This window comes from Pontibacter korlensis (assembly GCF_000973725.1).
Taxonomy (GTDB): domain Bacteria; phylum Bacteroidota; class Bacteroidia; order Cytophagales; family Hymenobacteraceae; genus Pontibacter; species Pontibacter korlensis.
Genome location: NZ_CP009621.1, coordinates 2,647,216 through 2,668,546, shown reverse-complemented (window position 1 = coordinate 2,668,546; position 21,331 = coordinate 2,647,216). Strand labels below are relative to the sequence as shown.

Here is a 21,331-nt window from a genome sequence, read left to right as displayed (position 1 = left end):
TATAGCCTGAATGAGTATAGTAAGAAGTGATAAAAAGAAATCTCTTGGACTGGAGGTAAATGGCCCTGTATTCTGGACTTCGATCATCCTATTGATAATAAGTATATCCCTAGTACTTATTTTCAAGGAAAGCGCCGAGGCTTTTTTTGCAGATGTACAAAGTGCTATCACATCCAGTATGGGGTGGTTGTTTATATTAAGTGTAAACATCTTCGTGGCCTTTTGCCTGTACATGGCCTTTGGTAAGTTTGCTAACATCAGGTTAGGCGGCAAAGAAGCTAAGCCTGAGTTTACCACCTCGGCATGGTTTGCCATGCTGTTCAGCGCCGGTATGGGTATAGGCTTGTTGTTCTGGAGTATAGCCGAGCCTATTAACCACTTCCAGACACCACCGCTTGGTGAGCCGGGCACACCCGCTGCTGCAAGGCAAGCCATGAACTACACTTTTCTGCATTGGGGCCTCCATGCCTGGGCAATTTATGCTCTGGTAGGCTTATCGCTGGCGTACTTCACCTACAGCAGGAAGCTCCCATTAACAGTCCGTTCTGTGTTTTACCCATTCCTGGGAGAGCGTATCCATGGCCTGATTGGTGACATCATCGACATATTGGCAGTAATAGCGACAGTTTTTGGTTTGGCCACCTCACTTGGTTTTGGAGTGAAACAGGTAGCTGCCGGGCTAAACCATGTATTCCCCACCATATCCAGTGATGTGAATACACAGATCATGCTGATAGCAGGTATTACCGCTGTAGCTACTATCTCAGTTGTTACCGGAGTAGATAAAGGCGTTCGTATCCTGAGTGAGTGGAATATTCGCATTGCCCTTGTGGTATTGCTGGCTGTTTTGATACTTGGCCCTACCGTTTTCATACTTGGCTCCTATGTACAGAACACAGGCTCCTACATCGGCAACTTTATGCAACTGTCCTTCTGGAACGAAGCCTACTCCAGCAGAAACTGGCAGGGCGGTTGGACAGTTTTCTACTGGGCCTGGTGGATTTCCTGGGCACCGTTTGTAGGTATATTTATTGCGCGTGTCTCAAAAGGCCGCACTATCCGGGAGTTTGTACTCGGAGTGTTAATTGTTCCTTCATTACTGTCTTTCCTATGGATGACGGCATTCGGAAGCACGGCGCTGCGCGAGGTGTTGGCTGGTGAAACTGCGGTTGCCGAGGCCGTCGCAACAGACATGTCAACAGCCTTGTTTGTTTTCTTTGAGCAGCTTCCTTTCTCTACAGTTCTGTCCATCATAGGCATTATCCTGGTTACTGGCTTCTTTATCACCTCCTCCGACTCAGGGTCCTTGGTTGTGGATAGCTTAACATCTGGTGGTAGAGCAGATTCGCCGGTTGCTATCCGAGTGTTCTGGGCTGTGGCTGAAGGTGCCGTGGCAGCTGTACTCTTGGTTGGCGGGGGGCTGCAGGCCCTGCAAACAGCAGTAATCATTACAGGTCTACCTTTTGCACTTATTCTGCTGTCGATGTGCTACAGCTTGTACAGAGGTCTGTCTGAAGAGTTGGAGGAAGAGACAAAACTAGGCAAAGCGCAACAGCGTAAGGCTTACCAGCAATTAGTAGCCGAAATGTTGGCCAAACGCGCCCAAAGGCAAGATGCAAAAGCAACTGCAGCCATAAACAAAGATAATCCTACACCACCAAACCCTAACGCACTATGATTACGATCGACGCCATGATGGTATGCCTCGACCTAAGCGATATAGATGATAAGCTTGTGGCTTTTGCCCGCTCTATTTGTGAGCGGCTGGAGGTACGCAAAGTATACTTTGTGCACAACATCAAAGTATACGAGCTAAGCGAGGATTTTAAGGAATGGTTTGGAGACGTAGATCTTGCCAGCGAGGTTGAGGGCAACATACAGGATATTGTAGCCGAACAATTTGGCAATGTTGCCGACCATGAGATACTTGTAAGCGAAGAGCCCAATACAGAAGTTATACTTGCCGACCTGGTAAAGCGCTATAAAATAAAGCTAACAGTGCTTGGCAAGAAGATGAGCGATAAAAGCACCGGAGCACTGGGCACAAAGCTGTTGCGCATACTCCCGTGCAGCATGCTCGTGTTCCCTGAAACGGCCCGTTTCAATATACAAAAGGTGCTGGTGCCGATAGACTTTTCTGATGCCTCTGTACATGCACTTAGACTAAGCAAGAACCTGTCTGACCAGCTAAGGCTTCAGCTGGAGATTATGCACGTGTACCGCCTGCCAGGGCAGTTCTTCCCGCTCATCTCTGAAGAAAAGGCTGTCAAGAAGGCTGAGGAAGTGGTAAAAGGAAAATTTGCCGACTTGCAGAAGCGGCACAAGGAGATAGCTGGCGTGCCGTATACTTTGGTAAGAGCTGCTAATAAAAGTATAGCCGAGCGTGTTGCACTGCACCTGGAAAAAGGACGCCACGACCTGCTGGTGCTAGGCCTGAAAGGTAATAACCCACTGCCTTCGCTGAGCCTGGGCAGCGTACCTACCGAAATGTACAACACGGACATTAATGTACCGTTGTGGTTGGTATACTCCGAAGAGGTTATCAAGTAACTTAAGTACAGTGACAGGAAAAGAATGTAAGGTGGCAAAGCGGAGTGCTACATTATCTCTGCTGCCATAAGGTTCTTGATTCCTGTCACTACCATATCTACCCCTATGGCTCCCAAGAAAAAGCCGTTAACGCGGAGCAGGAGTTCCATATTCTTATCAAAAGCAATCTGTACTTTTTTGGAGCGCATACTCCGGCGGATGTTCTTTAGCCCCATAATAATGGCAAAGTTAACTACCATGATAATGGCAAGCGAAAGCACCCCCTGCCACAGCTCCAGTTGTTCTGACATCAGCACTGTAAGTGAAATTGTACCTGCACCAACCATAAAAGGCAGGGCTATTTCAGAGGCAAGGTCGTGCAGGTCTCCCTTTATTTGTATGAAGGCTTTCTTACCCTGCACAATAAAAATGTAGGCAAAAGAGAACAAAACAATACCGCCAAAAATCCGGAACGACTCAAAGTTAATGCGGAACACAGTCTGAAACACCAGATCCCCGAAAAGCAGAAATACCAGGTAAATACTGAAGGATATCATAGAAGCCTTCAGGAAGACTGAGCGGAAATCGGTATCGGAAAGGTCGCTCATGACAGGCTTCAGGTACAGGAAAAGCGCAAAAGGGTTCAGCATCACTAAAAAGCTAAATATTGCTGCAATCATAGTTCAGGATTTTTTAATGTGCTACTAACTACGAGACAACCAAAAGGTAGATGTGTAGTTTTACAGTATTATGAAGTATAAATAAGGCCACAGGCCTGCATTAGAGCGGGACTCTGGGGTAATTGCAAATTTCTGTCTCCTCACCACTCCTACTGTTCAGCAGGCGGCTAGGGCGGTTGCTTTTCGCTACCTCATGGGCTTTGGCCAACGCCTCTTCCTCATCATTAAAAGCCTGAACCAAAGCATGATCATGATCAAACACGCACCACTGTGCCTTTTCATCATCCCACTGCACACGGTAAATGTTATCAGCTAAATGTGACTTATTCCGGATCAGGTCTAGTATCACTTTCCCATCGCTGTAGCTACCATCTGGGTAAGGCATAGGCAGCAGCGCGAAGAAAATGTAGTACATAGAGAAGTATGTAAACTGATAGGTAAGCATTCCCTCCTCCAGCACCTTCTCCTCCACCAGAAAGATAACGACTAGAGTAGAGATGGCATTGAACAGAACACCTCCCAGAAAGATGAGGATATTAGAAAAACGTTTGTTGCGCTTCAGGTTGTCAAACGAGCAGAGGCCATACCAAAAATAGTACTTCCGAACTTCCAGCATACCCAAGCGAAATATCCTGTCTCCGGAGCCAATGGTAACCTTAATGTTTTTGCCACCCATCAACCATGCAAAGAAAACATGCCCCAACTCGTGCAAAAAAGAGATGATGGGGAGTACCAAAAAGAACGCCAGAAAGAATTTAGGAATATCATTGATGCCAAACATAATCCTACTTGTTACGTGCAATGCTGCAAATGTGTACTAATATTTTAGCAGCCTTTCATCTACCACACACCTCAGTGGGGTAGCACAGGGGCAGCCACAGCAGAAAGTACGAACATCCGAAGCAGCTGAGCGTTATTCATCTGTATGCAAAATTTAAAGACAGAGGCGAGAGTTGAAGACGTTCCTAAAAACAAGCTGGCAAATACTTAAAGACTCTAAAAAGAATTTCCAACAGGGTGAGCCTATTGTATATAGTGCTGCTATTGCCTTTTTCACTATCTTCTCATTACCTGCCATCCTGATCTTTCTCTCTTTCCTGGGTTCTCTCTTTTTTAAGGAGTCAGATGTACAACAGGAAATTGTGCAGCATATCAGAGCCCTGATCAGTAAGCAGGCTGCGCAGCAGGTAAGCGAGGTCCTGAAGAACTTAACAGACATACCCATTACTTTCTGGGGTATCCTTGTAGGCTTAGTTGTTATCGTTAAAAGCGCCACCATAATCTTCTTTATTATTCAGAAGGCACTTAACTCTGTGTGGCAGGTAAGAGTGCGGGATGATGTAAAATACCTGACCCTGCTCAAGCACCGGGTATCTACCCTATTGATAGTTGCCAGCCTTGGTTTCTTCTTCCTATCCAGCATCCTGCTGGACATGATCATAAGTATTTACAGTGAGCAGCTACGGGATTTGTTTGAGGAATTTCTGAGCCCTGCTATACGCACGACCAACACGCTGTTTAATATCCTGATGATGCTGGTATTTTTTACAGCCGTGCATAAGGTTTTGCCAGATGCCAAAGTAGGCTGGAAAAATGCTTTTGTCGGAGGCATTATCACCTCTGCCCTTTTTCTGGTAGGCAAAGAGCTTATCAACATAATACTGCAGAATGTAAAAGTAGCTGGCATTTATGCCACGGCGGGATCACTTGTAGTACTGCTGCTGTGGGTGTTTTACTCTGCAGTGATTCTGATGTTGGGCGCCCAGGTTACGAAGGCATACACGAGTTACTATAACCGTGAAATTTCTCCTACTGAGATTGCTACAAAGTATGAGCGTGTAAGCGAGCAGGAGGCGTAGTTTCGTGAGGTATCACAAGTATGGAAAGCCCATAAACAAGAAGAGGAAGCCGATAGCTTCCTCTTCTTGTTTATGGGCAAATATTAAGATGAGTACTTGTCTTTACCTAGTTGTTTTACCAGTTTGTTATATACACCTAGCAACAGGAATGATGGAGCCCACTGGCCTACAAATAAGGCCTCTTCATCTTTTCTCATCACTTTAAGTGTTGCCGAAACAGCCATAGAGCCAAGTGCAGCCCATAGGTACACATCTGATGGTATTCTGGAAGTATACTCTTCTATTGCTGCGGCCACTGGCCCTTCGTTTTTTTGTGGGTTAAAGTTGTCGGCTTTGTTCTTTAGATCATTTGATGTTTCCATAGTTTATCTCTGGTTTATGGTTATTTTTTATTTCAGTACAAACGGAGTAGCCCTTCTTATTGTTATGGAAATGCTTCTTATTTTGAGAAAACACTGTTTTTAATGCTCCATGCATACTTTCTAAGCAAGCATCACTCCGCACACAACGGCATTAAGCTCCAGCTTATTTCGAGCATAGGATAGACTTAAAGCAGGAAAAGACAACCGCTAGAAAAACCTGTTGACACGGGTAAGTTCATTGCGGTATTGGGTAAGCAGCCTGCTTTTAGAAATAAAGCCTTTGAACTTACCATTCCGCACCACTGGTAACGACCAGAGCTTATAAGCATCAAACTTATCCAAAACCTCCGCTGCTGATTCGTCTATCTCTACCACTGCCTCAGGAGGGTGCATTAGATCGCTGGCTAGTATGGTATCGTAATTTGATATATCTCCTAATCGCTGCCTGAAGTCGTTGAGGGTGATTACGCCTTTCAACATGCCTTTCTCGTCCAGCACCTGCAGCACATCTTTGTTTGACTTGGCAAATGTCTCTACCACATCCCTGAAAGTAGCATTCTCTGTTACCGATACACTGTCTTCCTCCACTAGTTGTCTAATGCTTAGCTGATTCAAGAGAATACGATCTACCCGCAGTGCCTTGCTTTGCCCTTTCGGCTGCACCACACTTTTACTCAGGTTCTCCATGTAATATTTAAGGAAGTATGAAACAGCGCATACCAGCATCAGCGGCACAAACAACTGGTAGCTCTGCGTAATTTCCGCCACAAGGAATATTGCCGTTACCGGGGCATTCATAACACAGGCAAACACACTACCCATACCCAGGAATATGTAGGTGGCCTGGTTGAGTTCATAGAAAGGAAATATAAAGTCGGCAATCTTAAAGAACAGAAATCCGAGTAAACCTCCTGTAATAAGAGACGGTGCAAAATATCCTCCTTCGCCTCCAGAATTTACACAGATACCTGTGCTAATTGGCTTTACCATCGTAATCAGAAAAAAGAAGAATAGGTTAAACCACGCAGTATTCGGTAAGATGGCCAAGGGCGAGTTTACGAACAGCGACCGCTCCTCCCCATTAAGCAAGGCATTTATACTTACGTACCCTTCGCCGTACATTGGCGGCAGCAGGAAGATGATGCTGCCTAAGGCTACACCACCCACTAAAGCCCGCACATAGGCATTGGGAATACGGGAGAAGTAAATGGCGCAGTAGCTGTAGGTTCTGAGCAGGTAACTTGACATGAGCATACCCAACACCCCCAGCAATATGATAAGCGGTATCTGCTCATAAGCGAAGTCGGTGAGTGGTACCTGGAAACGTAAATGCTCGCCCATGATAAACTCAAACAGGATTTTACCAGCCGCAGCAGCCACTAGCAGCGGGATAAGCAGTGTAGGAGTAAATTCAGGAAGTATGGTTTCAAGCGCAAAAATGAATCCCCCCATAGGCGCGTTATATATTGCCGAAATGCCAGCTGCTACCCCACAGCCAATCAGCAGGGTGCGCAGGCGGTAGCCCAGCCCCAGAAAGCGACCGACGTTGGAGCCTACTGCCGCACCACTGGAGATAATAGCGGCCTCAACTCCCGAACTACCCCCGAAGCCGATGGTAAGACCTGTTGTGATGAACTTAGAGTAGATGAGTCTGAACCTGATGATAGAGGCATTCTTTTCAATGGATTCAATCACGTTGCGGGCGCCACTGAAATAGGCCGTTTTGCTAAAGAGGTTGCGGTTGATAAACGTTACCAGCAGGAAGCCCAGCAAAGGCAATAGAAAGTTGAGCAGCTTAGGGGCAAAGTACACGGCATACTGCTCAATATAAAAGATGATGGTTTTGATAAGAATTGCAGCAACCCCTACAATAAGGCCTACCACTACGCTCAGTACAAAAGGCATAATCCGGCTGTTGCTCTGCCTTCTGCGCCATTTCAAAAAAGCAAGCTGGTATCGGTTTAGTCTGCTCATGTTTTCTTGCTCGTATACCCCTATACGTGGTTTGCACGATATAACTGTAAAACGGCACTACTTTCCACACCTACGGTTTTGCACACATAACAAAGCCGTTCTACCGCAAATCTTTTTATCCGCAACGTGAATCAAATAAAATAGCTACAAATACTTGTTCTCCCACAGCTAAATAACCTCAAGATCAACCACTTAAAACTCCTTATCGATAGTTGCTTTTTATGTAGGCATTGCTCAGGCTTAACAGCTGCCAAAATACCTTTTGCACAGTAATTCTTGACTTTGGCATTAAAAAAAGTTATATTGAGCTGTACAGGGTAATTGTCTATGATTAATATCATGGTCGCTACGGTTCCTTTTTCGCTTCTTTTATCAGGTTAGAAAGCATAGGAGCGCATCCTGTTTTAAATCTATTTTTTAACCCAATCCAAAAAAATCCTTTATGGTATTCATTAAGAAAGGGACAATCACAGCTGCACTTGCCATGGCAACTATGTGCTTCGGAAGTGCAGCCCTTGCTCAGGAGGCAGCCACCCCAGATGGTACAGCCCAGGAGCAGACTCAGCAGTATACTGATGAAGAACTACAGCAGTTTGTAGATGCAAACACCAGTGTAACGGAAATTCAAAAAGCCAGCCGCGACACCATGGTAGCCGTAATTGAGGACAACGACCTTACGCTTGCTCGATTCAACGAACTGGCAAAAGCACACCGAGCCCAGAAGCTGGATGAGGTGGCAGAAAACACGGAAGAGATAGCTGCTTTTAGCAATGCTGCACAGGAGGTTGTTAAACTACAGCCTGAAACCAGAGAAAAAATACAACAGGCTATTGAAGCAAAAGGCCTGACACGTGAAAAATATGATGCCTTGATGAAGGCATATAAAGAGGATCCTGCTGTGCAGGAACAGATAAGAAAACTAGTAGCAGGAAAATAAAATTTCCTGCCAGAAATAAAGAAGCTCCGGAGCAGGGTCCCCGGAGCTTCTTTATTTTATAATGGTTTTGTATTAGCCTTGCTTTACCAGCTGAATGTCGCTGTTTAGCTTTATCTCGTCGCTAACCACCACACTACCTGCCTCCGTTACAGCATTCCAGGTTAAGCCAAAATCTTTACGGTTGATCTTACCAGTAACTGTAAAGCCAGCCTTCGTCTGTCCGTAAGGGTCTACTACAACTCCGCCAAACTCAACATTTACTGTTACAGGTTTCGTAGTGTTGCGGATGGTCAGGTCGCCATGTAGCTTATACTCATCCTCCCCTACCTTCTCAAAGCTTTTACCTTCAAACCTAACCTGGTTGTGGTTCTCTGCATCGAAAAAATCAGCAGACTTCAAGTGCGTATCACGCTGCTCGTTATTGGTGTTAATAGAGTCTACATCGGCTGTAAACACAATGCTGGTAGCTTTAGTAAAGTCATCACCTTCTGTCTCTACCTCTGCATTAAACTTGGTAAAGTATCCCGTTACGGTAGAAATCATCAGGTGCTTAACTTTAAACTGTACTTCGCTGTGCGTTGGGTCTACTACCCACTTTGTAGTTGCCATAGTTTTCTGTTTTTATTTAAGGTTATAGGTTATGATTTAATATTTTCATAGGGATGAGCAGATCCTCAAGAATTCATACTTGCTGATTGCCTTCCTACGGTTCTCTCAAACATACCTGGTAAATATAGATAAAGATACATACATTTCATGTATGTACATTAAAACTTAAGAAAAGTTTCCTCTACTGCTGCTGCAGAGATTGTAGAAGGATCTGTAGCAACCTTCTCTTTAGCTATCAACAAAGAGAAACAGACGATACCGGCAGCATTTATTGGAGTGGGCTAAGTTAGAATTATAGCAGCCAACAGATTTTCAATCGAAGATTACACTTATATCTTTCTGAGCTTTTCGTATTTTAGAGTTCTACCAAAAAAAGACACTTATGCAATACAGACGATTTGGCCGCACAGGCTGGAACATAAGCGAAGTAGGCTACGGCATGTGGGGCATGGCTGGCTGGACAGAGTCAGATGACATACAGTCGGGGCACTCACTGGACATTGCCGTAGAAAACGGCTGTAATTTCTTTGACACTGCCTGGGGATATGGCGAAGGCCACAGCGAAGAGCTACTGGGCCAGCTTATAAAGCGCCACCCAGAAAAGCGCTTATACATTGCTACAAAGATTCCACCTAAAAACTTCACCTGGCCATCGAAGCCTGATTTTAAACTGGAGGATGTTTTTCCGGCAGACCACATTATTGAGTACACTGAGAAAAGCTTGAAGAACCTGGGTGTGGAGACCATAGACCTGCAGCAGTTCCACGTGTGGGAAGACAGCTGGGCAGAGCATGAGGAATGGCAGCATGCCGTGGAAAAGCTAAAAGCTGATGGTAAAATACAGCACATGGGTGTTAGTGTGAACCGCTGGGAACCCAATAATGTGCTGAACACGCTCCGCACAGGGCACATCAGTGCTGTACAGGTAATCTACAACATCTTTGACCAAGCACCTGAAGACGAACTGTTCCCGCTGTGCGAGAAGCTGGATGTAGGTATTATTGCACGTGTACCTTTCGATGAAGGCACCCTGACCGGCAACCTTACCAAGGATACTACTTTTCCGGAAGGCGACTGGCGCAACACCTATTTTGTGCCAGAGAACCTGAACAGCAGTGTTGACCATGCTGAAAGGTTACGACCGCTGGTACCAGAAGGCATGACCATGGCCGAGATGGCGCTTCGCTTTATACTTAGCAACCCCCAGATCAGCACGACCATACCGGGCATGCGTAAGGAGCACCACGTGAAGGCAAACCTTGCAACCAGCGATGGCAAAGGACTGTCGCAGGAACTACTACAAGAACTGAAAGGTCACCGCTGGGACCGCCAGCCGACGGAGTGGTCGCAGTAACAGTTCTTCAAGTATAAGATATTGATTAAGCCGCTGCCTACAGTAGCGGCTTTTTTATGCGCAAAGGGTGCTTGCTATACTTGATTTTAGTAACATCGCACTCAATTCTATTTAACAAGATATTACCCTATAATGACTTTTACCAAAATCAGCAAAGCCTTTGAGGAGCTTACGCCAAACGAGATGTATGACATGCTGCGCCTCCGCAGCGAGGTGTTTGTAGTAGAGCAGACTTGCGTATTTCTGGACATGGACAATAAGGACCAGAAATGCCAGCACCTGCTGCTGTATAAAGGCGAGGAACTGGTGGCCGTTGCTCGTTTAGTGCCGCCGGGCGTTTCCTATCCTGATGCCATGTCTATCGGCCGTATTGTTACAAGTATGGCCGTGCGCGGTACTGGTGTAGGCAAACTGCTGGTTGAATATTCTATTGAAGAATGCTACCGCCTGTATGGCCAGGGACTCATCAAAATTGGTGCACAGCTTTATGCCAAAGGATTTTATGAGAGCTTCGGCTTTGTGCAGTCAGGCCCGGTATATGATGAAGATGGCATAGACCACATTGAAATGACAAAGGCCTGATATACTTTCAGCCGCTAGATAAGATGGTCTTACAAAGAAAAAGCCGGAGCATCTGCATACTCCGGCTTTTTCTTTGTACACCTATACTTAATTCATATCAGATGCAGTCGAGACCAATACCGAGGTATCATCTTCCACAGAGCGACGATTGGCTCTGTAGCGGATGGTGCGCTTACCTAACAACAGAATAATCAGACCTACCACCGAACAAGCGGCCATAACGCTTACCATTGGCAGAGTAGTGCCTGTATGCAACACACTTACTGCTGCCGACATCAGACCACCCATTGCCATTCTAAAGCTTCCCAGCAAAGCAGCCGCACTACCTGTGTTCTTTGTGAATGGGGCCAGCGAAAGTGCTGTAGCATTTGGATTCAACAAACCCTGACCGGTCAGGAAGATGAACAGCAAGGCGATCAATGCATACTTCCCAAACCATCCATAATAGGTGCCGACAACCAGCAGTACTCCCACTACAGTTTGGTAGATGAGCGTGAAGTCGATCACGCTCTCGCTTTTAAATTTGTTCAGGATAATATGGTTGAGCTGTGTGGAGCCAATCATAGCGAAAGCCAGAAAAGCAAAGATCCAACCGTACTCCTGCTCACTCACATGGTAGATGTTCATGAACACGTCTGCCGAGCCCGCTATGTAGGCAAATGGAGCTGCCGTGGCTATACCTCCAGCCAGCATGTATAATAAAAACTGCTCCTGCTTCAGTACTGTAAAAAAGTTTGTTAGCACCGGCTTTGGCTTAAGCGAGATAGAGGCATCAGCTTGCTGTCCTTCTGGCAAGGCAAAGTACACGCCCAACATAATAAGAGCCGTGATAACAGCAAGTATAACAAACACAGAGTGCCAGCCAAAAGCAGCAGTCAGGTAGCCACCCACCGTAGGAGCCACCATCGGCGACACAGCGATCACTAGCGTTAGCAAGGAGAAAGCCTGCGCTGTTTTGTTTACAGGGAAAATGTCGCGGACCAGTGCCTGTGCTGCCACCATGCCCACACAGCCCCCTATTGCCTGCAGGAAACGCATTATTATAAGCGAATTAACCGACTCGGTATAGGCGCAGGCCAGCGAGGTGAGGATATAAATAAACAAGCCAACATACAGCGGCTTTTTACGTCCAAAGCGGTCCAGGAGCGGACCATAAAGCAACTGCCCTGCCGAAATACCCACCAAGTAAGCCGTAAGAGAAAGCTGCACCTGGGCAATGGTGGTATTTAAATCTTTTGCAATAGCCGGGAAACCTGGCAGATACATATCGATCGAGAAAGGACTGATAGTAGCCAGCGACCCGAGAATAAGTATGATGATAAAATATTGTTTTCGCGTCATGTAACGATTTTAGAATCGATTCAAAGTTACAACATAAAATAAACTATACTGCCGCACCTGCCATATATGCTGCAGCAGCTAACAGAGGTATATAACATTTTACTTGGTGCAATGTTTCGTATTATCTACCTTGCCAGCCATGCACACCTCCGATACCCAACCCAATCCTAACATACTTCAGGAGCTTGTACAGCACCGGATGCCTTTTGGCAAGTACAAGGGTACTTTGCTCTGCGACCTGCCAATCTCTTACCTCGAGTGGTTTTACGGTAAAGGGCTACCACCCGGTAAGTTAGGTATGCAGCTAGCCACTATCTACGAGATTAAGGTCAACGGTTTAGATTACCTGCTGGCCCCTCTCAAACGCCGTTCTTAGTTCCCTAGAAACGGGATAAAAGTAGCTAGAAAAACTTTTTAAGGACTTTCTCCGAGGTCGAAACGGCTTACCTCTTTCACTTCACCGGCGGCCATGTTGCCAACGTTTATACCGCCAATGCGCGCACGCACTAAACGCAGTGTCGGGAAGCCAACAGCAGCTGTCATCTTGCGCACCTGCCTGAACTTGCCTTCTGTAAGCGTTATGGATATCCAACTGGTGGGGCCGTGGCGCTCGTCCCGGATCTTCCGTGCCCGCTCTGGTAGCTCGGGTGTAACTCCTAACCTTTGCACCTGGCATGGCTTTGTCTGATGCCACTCCTTCTCTGTACGTATGGTAATGCCCTGGCTTAGCTGCTGGATAGCTTCTTCTGTAATAAGCCCGTCTACCTGGGCATAGTACTCTTTTTCAACTTTACTGCTCCGCACCAGCTCGCTGGCCCTGCCATCTGTTGTCAGCAGCAGTAGCCCTTCGCTAGCCTCATCAAGGCGGCCAATAGCCATAGTACCCTCCGGAAAATCATAAAGATCGCCCAGCACTTTCTTTTTTGGGCTCTCACTTACAAACTGGCTGACGTATCCGTAAGGCTTAAAAAGAATAAAGTGGCGGTGCATGCGGTGGTGTTCTGTTTGGGCTGCAAAGGTACTCCCAAGAAGTAAGACTTACCAGAGGGTTTACTGCTCTTTCACCTGAAACCTTCCTAAGCCTGCAACTCTCAAACAGTTACATGGGTCATAAAGCAAAACCGAATCAATACTATACCTGGAGGGAAGTTTCTGTATAACGTCAAAAAGATATATCTAAAAATGTATATTGTAGTATAAACCCCTCTACGACACCACTACATATGAAGACATACGCAAGCTCACAGATGGTCCTTTGGCTCCTTCTTATCGCCACTACCCTTACCTCCTGCGATGTTGATTATAATGACTACATCAGCAAGTATTGCCCCGGCTCCTGTACTGTTATAAAAGGTCATGTTTCCAACCAAAACGGGATGCCTGTTTCCGGAGCTACTTTACGGGTACAATGGTCCGACCGCTTAGGATTAGGCAGCAGCGAAACCCACCATAAAGCCGTTGCTACCACCGATGCAGACGGTAACTATGAGCTGCGTTTTTTGCTTCGTGATGCAGAGCTTGAAAGAGGCGCCATCGAGATCATTACTGATTGTGAGCAGGAAAAATACCTAAGCTGCCTAGGCTACAGCAGCTGGGGAAGTTATGCGCTATCCCGCGACACCACTATTATCCAGAACTACACCATCACGCCAAGTGCCAGTCTAACCCTAAACTTAACTCGTGAGGAGCCTTCACAACCAGACGCTAGTTATTCAGCGACAATAAAGTATAAATTAGCTGAATCAGATATAGACAGCTGCACAACTGTAGCCGACATGAGTTGGCAGTACAAAAGCCGATATACAGTACCGGCTAACAAACCTGTTGTGGTACAGGTAGAGAAGAGAGAAAACGGCATTGTGAGCAGACAGAAAGTTATCTTAGTGCTAGACCAGAGTGAAAGCCGTGAACATGAAATAAAATTTTAATCAATTGAAATACGAGATCATACACGAGGAAAAGTACCAACAGTTTACTGCTAAGTTGGAAGATGACGAGGAAGGTGAAATAGCCTATGCCAAACCAGAGGAAGGAGTGCTGAACCTGACGCATACCTTTGTGCCGGAAGCTTACCGTGGCAAGGGCTTAGCACAGGAGCTGATTGCTACTGCCCTGGAGTATGCACGAGAACATAACCTGAAAGTGATTGCCTCTTGTGAGGCCGTACAAAAGTACTTAAAACAGCACCCAGAGTACCAGGACCTAATCAGGTAAGCTATACTTGTTCCATATGAAACAACTTATACTCTGCGCACTTGCTACATTTCTGGCATTTAACGCAAATGCTCAATTTGACGAGGAAGAGAAAAAGCACGTAGTGGGGCTACAGATAGGCAACGCTTTTGCTAATGGCAATTTTAAGCATTCAGATTTTGAGGATGCCTACCCTGCGTTTGCCCGCGACGGACTTCTGCTCAATGGCGGTTACCGCTATAACCTGAGCAGGAACTGGGCAACAGGGACCTCTTTGACTTACCGCCACAACCGGTATGATCTTGATGAGTTCACTGGCGAGAGTGAAGAGATAGTCACGAGCAAATCATCAGCACCATGGCGTTCTATTTTTACCATGGCAGATGTTTATTACCAGATCCTGTTTCAGGATGTTACCGCTGTGTACCTAAAAGGCTCGGCAGGCGCTGCCTTTAATCGCAGTGCCTCCTGGCAGGTAACTACTCCCTATGGAAACATCAATATGCCTTCTGATAAAGCCACAGCGCCTGCATTAGGATGGGGAGGCGGCATCAACTTCCATCTGCAGCAGCTTCTGATAAACATAGAGGCGGGGCTGCTGTACACTAGTCCAAAGCTTACTGTACTAGACACCAAAGGCCAGCCCTTTCAACACCGCCAGGCCATGAACAGCTTTAATCTAAGTATTGGGCTGCACTACAGCCTGTAGAAGCTCTGCCCATAAATAAATTTCTGAGCATTTTTGTACTAAATTCATTCTTTACAATTAACCGAAATATTGGGTTCTGAGCTGTTTATGGCAGTATTTTTAGTGAAGCACCTATTCTGCCACAAATTTTTTTTAAAAACTTACACAATTTTTTGGTCTTAGTGTAACCTTGCTTCCCTAGTGCCGTTAAAGAGTATGGCTAAAAGTTGAAAATTGATTAAAAGCCGGGGGGACTCCATAAAAGGGTCCCCCCGGCTTTTTTTATGGTAGCTATACTTTGCTTAATCTTTCAAAACTATCCTTAAGCTTAGGATACAGTTCTTCATATACAGCGTAGGCTTTGCTATAGGTCTGTTGCCGCTGCGGGTCTGGCTCATAAGTTTTACTTACCCGAATCATACTTTCTGCTTCCTCCAAAGAAGAGATAACACCAAGGGCATACATCCCCATCAGGGCAGCACCAAATGCCGAGCCTTCTGAGGTTTCCGTCAGCTGCACTTTCTTGCCTGTCACATCTGCCAGCATCTGCACCCATAGCTCCGAGAACGAGAAGCCACCATTGGCATAGATAGCTGCAATAGGCCCGACTGTCTGCTCAAGCGCCTTTACTACACTATTGACGCTGAATATAACGCCTTCCATCACCGCCCGGAGAAAATGCGCCCGGGTGTGGTTATAGCTCGCGCCAATAAAACAGGCTCGGGCGTTTCCATCCCAAATCGGAGCACGCTCGCCTAACAGGTACGGCAAAAACAGCAAGCCTTCAGCTCCCGGTGCAATGCCTTCTGCTACGTCATTCAGCAGCTCGTATATGTCCTGGTCTTTGGCAATAGCCTCGGCTGTTTCGGAAGGATAAAAGGTATCTCGGAACCAGCGCAATGCCACCCCCCCGTTATTTACAGCCCCTCCCAATACAAAATGATTTTCGTTTAAGATGTAGCTGAACACGCGCTCTTTCAGGTCTGTGGCGGGTTGGTTGGCTATGGTACGCACAGCACCACTTGTGCCTATGGTTACCACTGCCTCACCAGGCCGCACTGCATGCGAAGCCAGGTTAGCCAGACAGCCATCGCTAGCTCCAATAACAAAAGGGGTTTTAGGAGGCAGGTGTAGCAAATCCGCTTCGGAGGTGTTGAGGCCAGTAAAAATATGAGTTGGGGACACGGGCTCTGAAAGCTGGTCTGAGCTTATACCAGCCACACTAAGAGCATCAGTATGCCAGCTAAACTCAAAGATATCAAACAGCCCCATTGCCGAGGCTACAGAATAATCTACCTTGTACTCCCCAAACAGCCGGTAAAATACATACTCCTTGATGCCGATAAACTTAACTGCACTTTTATACAGCTCAGGATATTCCTGCCGCAGCCAGCTGATTTTCGGCAATGGCGACATGGGGTGAATGGGTGTGCCGGTCTGCAAGTAAATCTTATGCCCCAGCTTGCTGCTTTTTATTTCATCAGCATGCATATGGCTGCGGGTGTCGGCCCAGATAATGCAGCGCGTGAGAGGTTTTCCATCAGCACCCATTAGTATAAGGCTGTGCATGGCGCTGCTAAAGCTTACCCCTACTGGCTCGTACCCATGATCCTCCAACCACTCTCCTACTCTCCCCAATGTAACTAGCACAGCCTGCAATACCTGCTCTGGATCGTGCTCAGCTTGCCCAGGCTCATCGCTAATAATAGGGTACTCCATCAACTGCTGATACTGCACTTCGCCATCTAAACCAAAGGCCACTGCTTTTGTACTGGTGGTGCCAATATCGACACCTATAATGGAGCGTTGCTGCATGTGTTGTGGTTTTTACAGTAGCTTACGTAGCTGCCGTTGTAGGTTTATACTTCCTGAGGGTAAAGCTTCAAAATTAAATTTTATAGCATCATCTGCAACATTACTTTGCCGTATAAACAATGCTGCTATACCTGCTGCTGCTTATGGCTCTGCTACACATAGTATACTTCTTTTGCGCATTTGCACTTGCGTGTCCGCAGCAAAAAGTGGCACTGCAGGCACAGGCATTAACACAAATAGTAGCGCAATACCACCAGGAGGAACAGTCTCTTTCACAGGCCCTACAAGTTGCCAACGCACAGGCACTGCTGGACTCAATATCCGTTCCGCAAGGTCTGCATGTCTTTCAGACTTATACTTCTCCGCACTACCTGGGCTTTCCCGAAACAGGTTTTACACACCTTTCTCCTAGCCTCCGCTCCTGTAACCAGTGGTGCATACAGGCCGAAGGACCATAGTACTAGCTTAAGGACCAATAGAATGCATCTGCCTACACAGGGAGTATTATAACCTTATTGTAGAGCTACAGATGCCTGTAAGGTAAGTGTAACGTAATGATGTACAAGAATGGAATACCTTTCATTGATAGCTGTGCTAACCATGCTTAGCTTTCTAACTGCTTACTTTCGGTATGAAGAACGCCAACGACTGAAGAAGCAAAAATAAAGCACTTCCCCTAGCCTCCGGACATACTTTCTGGAGGCTTTTTTTATGCGGAAGATTCTTTGTAAGCTGTTGACAGGTGTGGATAAAGTATGGAAATGTAGATAAGCTGTGGGTAGTGAAATTCCTTCTGAAATATAAAGTATTGTTTTTCAACTATTTTCACAATTGGTATCCACGGATGGCCAATACAACCGTGTAAAATTTGTCCACATTCACATTTCATACATATCGTTTACCTATTTTTGTAAAAGAAACTATGGTTACACAAACAGGTAACGGAAGAAGAGAATGGTAAAGACAAACACACACAGAGGCGAGGTAATTCGTGATGCCATCAAGGCAAGCGGCGTAGCGATTGGCGTGGTAGCCGAGAAAATGAGCATTAGCCGTAAGACCCTTTACAATAAGTTTAAAGAGTCTAGCATACCTTATAGCTTTATCCTGAAGCTGGGCGAGGTAATTCACCATGACTTTTCACAGGATTTCCCACACCTGAGTAAAACTGTGAAAAAAGAGGCTCCTAAGCCGCAGCCACAAATGAGCACCAACCTGTTGCTGCCTTTCGATAGCGAGCCACAGGAAGTATACAAGCCAAACAACCTTCGTGATTGCGAACAGGAGCTGGTTAACCTGCAGCGTAAGTACATCAACCTACTGGAGAAGTTTAACGAGTTACTGCTTAAGACACAGGTCTAATCAGGTACCCATTAAATTATACACAGGCTAGAGGGTAATTTTGATAGCGCAGTGTTGACTCCTGCGCTTAATAAATACCCACACTGTCCACCTCTATAGTAACGTTTTCTTCTACTTCGTTGTCTATGCTCTGCTCTGTGCCAGACATAAACATGGCCACGGCAGTACCTTTAGAGAAAAGCGTTAGCACATCGCCTGCAACGCGATAACTATCTACACGGCTTAGCACGTCCATAATTTTGTTCTCCTGCTCCATATCGGGGCAGGCCATTCGTGTGGAGCCAAGTTGCGACAGTTTCAGGCTCTCCTCCCCTAGTTCATACTTCCCGAAGAACCTGTTGCAACCGGTAAAGCCTACCACCCGGCTCTCCCTTTCCTCAAAACGGATAAAAGCAGTTTTAGTGTTCTGCGGCCTTTGTACATCCTGCCCCTCAATGGAAAGGAGCGTCCAATAGGCATCTACAATACTATCGGTTTCGGCAGCCTGGTTCTTGTTCTGCACCGTGCAGGCGCTGCCTAACACGAATACCAGCAGTACAGCTGGGAGTATAGACATTAATTTTCTCATCATCATAAAAATCAAAATCAGTAAGCCACCTTACCTGGCAGCAACTGCTTATACTTACGCAGTCACCGCCTTAGGGTATGGCACAAAAAAAGCCCGCAGTTACGCTGCGGACTTTTTTTATTGAAGTTAAAATATTTAGGCTCGCGGAGTTTGGTTACCGTAGTTGCTGATACCAGAGTCTGCACCATAATCAGGCCCTGAGCTTTCGCCAGGGCGACGGTAACGGCTGCTGCGCTGGCTGTAATCGTCGTTGTCGCTTACATAAGAGCGGTTGCTGGAGTACATGCCATTAGCGTAATTATCGTTATCGCGGCTTGAACTACGGATATCGCCTTCGTAGCGGAGATCACTGTTATCGTTATCGCGCCCGTAGAATCGGTTCTGATCGCCGCCACGGTAGTCGTTGTCAGAGCGTCTTTCTCTGTGCTCACCACGGTCGTAGTAGGCGTCTATACCCAACATATTATACCCTTCACCAGAGCGGCCTCTAAACATCTTTCTGTCCTCGTCGCGGTTAAAGTCATCGTATCTACGGCCCTCGCCACCATAACGGTAGCTGTTATCCTGGCGGCTGTATTGGTCCTGGTCATAGGAACCGGCGCTGTAATTTGTACCTCTGGAAGTGCCATAGGTGCCATAATAGTCTTCGGCTCCCCAGCCAGTACCTCTGGTACGCTCATAGCCTCCGCTGTTTTGGCGGTTGCGGTTATTGCCCATATACGGGTTAGGATCACCATAACGGTAGTTGTTATCCTGGTCTCCGCTTTCAGTTACTCCTCGGTAACTGCTTGCGCCGTAGCCTACTACCGGGCCACCACTTCTGCTCCCAGCATTAGGGTCAGAGTTATACCCACGCACGTTACGGTACTCAGCATTGTCGTCGCGCATACCGTAGTAGTTGCCATGAGTGTTGCTATAGCGGCTTCTGTAGTTTTGAAAGCCTTCGTTGCTGTCATCGCGATAGTCTCTACGATGCTCATTTCGGTTGTTATCTTGATACCTATTTTCGAATTCGCGATTGTTATTTCGGTCGTTTCTTTCCATAGTTATGTTCTTTTAAATACTCAGATTTATATCTATAAACGCACCTCAGCTATATACGTTGGGTTTGTTACTTTACAATTGCCATTTTGATGTTACCTCTATGAAAGATAAACCTATGGTTCGCGGCATCATCATGCCTTTACCTTTTACTTTGAGTAGCTTCTCCATATAATTGTACAAAAAACTGCCGGTCAGGCTTATCTTATAGTCCGGTGAAGGAACAAATGGTTCTTTCGTTATGTAAGGAGAACATGCACATAAACAACCAGATCTTCGGGAACATAATGGCTGTAATCCTGCCGCTGTTCCTGTTCTCAGCTTTCGACCTTTCCGCACAATCTTCTGAAGTACAATCAAAAGCAAATAGCAAAGCCCGCATTGCATTTGGCTCCTGTAATAATCAGGACGAGCCACAGCCTTTGTGGCCAGCCATAGCTGCAGCTCAGCCAGACCTGTGGATATGGCTAGGAGATAACATCTATGCAGATACCCATAACATGGATACTCTGGCCAACAAGTATAGCCGCCAACAGCAACAGGCAGGGTACAGGCAGTTAGTACAGTCAGCGTCCATTACAGGTACATGGGATGATCATGACTTTGGCTATAATGATGCCGGCGGAGAATTTGCCCAGAAGGCACAGAGCCAGCAATTGTTTCTGGATTTCATGGGTGTGCCAGCCAATGCTCCGGTGCGTAAGCAGGAAGGCATTTACCGGAGCTATACTTTTGGGGAAGGAAAGCAGAAAGTGAAGGTGTTCTTACTGGACACACGTTACCACCGCGACAAATTTAAAAAGTTCTTTGGCTTATACTTGCCAAACTATAGCGGAGACATACTTGGAGAAGCTCAGTGGCAGTGGCTGGAGCAGGAGCTGGCTAACAGCGATGCCCAGATCAACATTATCGCGAGCGGCATGCAGATACTACCAAATGGCCATGCCTATACCAGCTGGTCAGCTTTTCCGAAAGCCCGAAAGCGCTTGCTCAAGCTCCTGGAAAATACACACCCTGCCAACCCGGTGCTCCTCTCCGGCGACAGGCATGTGGGTGAATTAGCAAAGATAAAGCTGGAGGGATATCAGCAACCAATATATGAAATCACTTCCAGCGGAATGACACACCACCGTGAGCCTAGCAAGAGCGGGAACCGTTACCGTGTGGGCGAGCAGGTAGGTGCGTTAAACTTCGGCATTTTTGATATTGCCTGGGGAGAGAAGCAAGCTAACGTTACGATGCAGATTCGTGGAGTTGGAAACGAGGTGCTTCTGGAGCAAAAGCTGAAGTTCAATACTTATACCGGCTCAGATGTGAACATGTAAGGCTGTTTATGTAATCTACTTCTCAAGCAGAAAAAATGTACAATGAATAACTAAGAAGTTGAAGTACATTTGAACCAGTTACCAAAGCAACAGCCATAAAAAAGGGAGGCTA

The 21,331-nt window shown here is 46.4% G+C and carries 23 protein-coding genes; 13 read left to right on the top strand and 10 right to left on the bottom strand.

Annotated features, from left to right (window positions below; translation table 11 throughout):
• The first annotated feature begins 10 nt into the window (after positions 1-10).
• Positions 11-1,678 carry a BCCT family transporter gene (locus PKOR_RS11635; protein WP_046310916.1) on the top strand — a complete coding sequence of 556 codons (1,668 nt, stop codon included), beginning with the start codon at positions 11-13 and terminating at the stop codon, positions 1,676-1,678.
• Complete coding sequence (locus PKOR_RS11630; protein WP_046310914.1) at positions 1,675-2,550, top strand: universal stress protein; 876 nt, start codon at positions 1,675-1,677, stop codon at positions 2,548-2,550. The genes PKOR_RS11635 and PKOR_RS11630 overlap by 4 nt, the downstream gene beginning before the upstream one ends.
• 47 nt (positions 2,551-2,597) lie before the next feature.
• Here the strand turns inward: PKOR_RS11630 and PKOR_RS11625 are convergent, their stop codons facing one another.
• Together PKOR_RS11625 and PKOR_RS11620 are read right to left on the bottom strand one after the other, a co-directional pair.
• Positions 2,598-3,209: a MarC family protein gene (locus tag PKOR_RS11625; protein WP_071843139.1), complete on the bottom strand. Its 612-nt coding sequence runs from the start codon at positions 3,207-3,209 to the stop codon at positions 2,598-2,600.
• A 100-nt stretch (positions 3,210-3,309) separates the two neighbouring features.
• On the bottom strand, positions 3,310-3,990 hold the full coding sequence (locus PKOR_RS11620) for a site-2 protease family protein (protein WP_046310913.1): 681 nt from the start codon (positions 3,988-3,990) through the stop codon (positions 3,310-3,312).
• Positions 3,991-4,162: 172 nt separating this feature from the next.
• Here PKOR_RS11620 and PKOR_RS11615 point away from each other — a divergent pair, with 172 nt between their 5' ends.
• On the top strand, positions 4,163-5,068 hold the full coding sequence (locus PKOR_RS11615) for a YihY/virulence factor BrkB family protein (protein ID WP_046310912.1): 906 nt from the start codon (positions 4,163-4,165) through the stop codon (positions 5,066-5,068).
• 83 nt (positions 5,069-5,151) lie between these two features.
• Here the strand turns inward: PKOR_RS11615 and PKOR_RS11610 are convergent, their stop codons facing one another.
• Together PKOR_RS11610 and PKOR_RS11605 are read right to left on the bottom strand one after the other, a co-directional pair.
• Positions 5,152-5,430: a hypothetical protein gene (locus PKOR_RS11610; RefSeq protein ID WP_046310910.1), complete on the bottom strand. Its 279-nt coding sequence runs from the start codon at positions 5,428-5,430 to the stop codon at positions 5,152-5,154.
• Positions 5,431-5,637: 207 nt separating this feature from the next.
• Positions 5,638-7,404, bottom strand: a complete 1,767-nt coding sequence (locus tag PKOR_RS11605; RefSeq protein WP_046310909.1) for a chloride channel protein — start codon at positions 7,402-7,404, stop codon at positions 5,638-5,640.
• A 442-nt stretch (positions 7,405-7,846) separates the two neighbouring features.
• Between PKOR_RS11605 and PKOR_RS11600 the strand changes: the two genes are divergently transcribed.
• Entirely contained in the window at positions 7,847-8,341 is a 495-nt protein-coding gene (locus tag PKOR_RS11600; protein ID WP_052738824.1) for a DUF4168 domain-containing protein, read from the top strand.
• A 72-nt stretch (positions 8,342-8,413) separates the two neighbouring features.
• On the opposite strand, the gene PKOR_RS11595 is transcribed toward PKOR_RS11600, so the two are convergent.
• A complete protein-coding gene (locus tag PKOR_RS11595; RefSeq protein ID WP_046310908.1) occupies positions 8,414-8,950 on the bottom strand; it encodes a YceI family protein in 537 nt (178 codons plus the stop codon).
• 382 nt (positions 8,951-9,332) lie between these two features.
• Between PKOR_RS11595 and PKOR_RS11590 the strand changes: the two genes are divergently transcribed.
• A complete protein-coding gene (locus PKOR_RS11590) occupies positions 9,333-10,304 on the top strand; it encodes an aldo/keto reductase (RefSeq protein WP_046310907.1) in 972 nt (323 codons plus the stop codon).
• A 132-nt stretch (positions 10,305-10,436) separates the two neighbouring features.
• The gene (locus PKOR_RS11585; protein ID WP_046310906.1) at positions 10,437-10,886 is read left to right on the top strand and encodes a GNAT family N-acetyltransferase; all 450 of its coding nucleotides are present in this window, start codon (positions 10,437-10,439) and stop codon (positions 10,884-10,886) included.
• Positions 10,887-10,973: 87 nt separating this feature from the next.
• On the opposite strand, the gene PKOR_RS11580 is transcribed toward PKOR_RS11585, so the two are convergent.
• Complete coding sequence (locus PKOR_RS11580; RefSeq protein WP_046310904.1) at positions 10,974-12,227, bottom strand: multidrug effflux MFS transporter; 1,254 nt, start codon at positions 12,225-12,227, stop codon at positions 10,974-10,976.
• Between the two features lie 106 nt (positions 12,228-12,333).
• Here PKOR_RS11580 and PKOR_RS11575 point away from each other — a divergent pair, with 106 nt between their 5' ends.
• Positions 12,334-12,603: a DUF3820 family protein gene (locus PKOR_RS11575; RefSeq protein ID WP_420806335.1), complete on the top strand. Its 270-nt coding sequence runs from the start codon at positions 12,334-12,336 to the stop codon at positions 12,601-12,603.
• Positions 12,604-12,641: 38 nt separating this feature from the next.
• Here the strand turns inward: PKOR_RS11575 and PKOR_RS11570 are convergent, their stop codons facing one another.
• Entirely contained in the window at positions 12,642-13,217 is a 576-nt protein-coding gene (locus tag PKOR_RS11570) for a pseudouridine synthase (RefSeq protein WP_046310900.1), read from the bottom strand.
• A 233-nt stretch (positions 13,218-13,450) separates the two neighbouring features.
• Here PKOR_RS11570 and PKOR_RS23490 point away from each other — a divergent pair, with 233 nt between their 5' ends.
• From PKOR_RS23490 to PKOR_RS11555, 3 genes are read left to right on the top strand one after another with little or no spacing between them, the layout of a single operon-like run.
• Positions 13,451-14,155 (top strand): carboxypeptidase-like regulatory domain-containing protein, encoded by a 705-nt coding sequence (locus tag PKOR_RS23490; protein ID WP_148561674.1) that lies wholly within the window; start codon positions 13,451-13,453, stop codon positions 14,153-14,155.
• 4 nt (positions 14,156-14,159) lie between these two features.
• Positions 14,160-14,441, top strand: a complete 282-nt coding sequence (locus PKOR_RS11560) for a GNAT family N-acetyltransferase (protein WP_046310899.1) — start codon at positions 14,160-14,162, stop codon at positions 14,439-14,441.
• Between the two features lie 16 nt (positions 14,442-14,457).
• Positions 14,458-15,129: an outer membrane beta-barrel protein gene (locus tag PKOR_RS11555; RefSeq protein WP_046310897.1), complete on the top strand. Its 672-nt coding sequence runs from the start codon at positions 14,458-14,460 to the stop codon at positions 15,127-15,129.
• A 270-nt stretch (positions 15,130-15,399) separates the two neighbouring features.
• On the opposite strand, the gene PKOR_RS11550 is transcribed toward PKOR_RS11555, so the two are convergent.
• Positions 15,400-16,923, bottom strand: coding sequence for a gluconokinase (locus PKOR_RS11550; RefSeq protein WP_046310896.1), 1,524 nt, complete (start codon positions 16,921-16,923; stop codon positions 15,400-15,402).
• A 119-nt stretch (positions 16,924-17,042) separates the two neighbouring features.
• On the opposite strand from PKOR_RS11550, the gene PKOR_RS11545 reads away from it, so the two are divergent.
• Positions 17,043-17,381, top strand: a complete 339-nt coding sequence (locus tag PKOR_RS11545; protein ID WP_046310894.1) for a hypothetical protein — start codon at positions 17,043-17,045, stop codon at positions 17,379-17,381.
• A gap of 496 nt (positions 17,382-17,877) precedes the next feature.
• Entirely contained in the window at positions 17,878-18,285 is a 408-nt protein-coding gene (locus PKOR_RS11540; protein WP_046310893.1) for a hypothetical protein, read from the top strand.
• Between the two features lie 67 nt (positions 18,286-18,352).
• Here PKOR_RS11540 and PKOR_RS11535 read toward each other — a convergent pair whose 3' ends face one another.
• A complete protein-coding gene (locus PKOR_RS11535) occupies positions 18,353-18,841 on the bottom strand; it encodes an META domain-containing protein (protein WP_158453764.1) in 489 nt (162 codons plus the stop codon).
• A 147-nt stretch (positions 18,842-18,988) separates the two neighbouring features.
• Complete coding sequence (locus PKOR_RS11525; protein WP_046310889.1) at positions 18,989-19,897, bottom strand: hypothetical protein; 909 nt, start codon at positions 19,895-19,897, stop codon at positions 18,989-18,991.
• Positions 19,898-20,148: 251 nt separating this feature from the next.
• On the opposite strand from PKOR_RS11525, the gene PKOR_RS11520 reads away from it, so the two are divergent.
• The gene (locus tag PKOR_RS11520; RefSeq protein WP_052738821.1) at positions 20,149-21,219 is read left to right on the top strand and encodes an alkaline phosphatase D family protein; all 1,071 of its coding nucleotides are present in this window, start codon (positions 20,149-20,151) and stop codon (positions 21,217-21,219) included.
• Positions 21,220-21,331 lie beyond the last annotated feature (112 nt).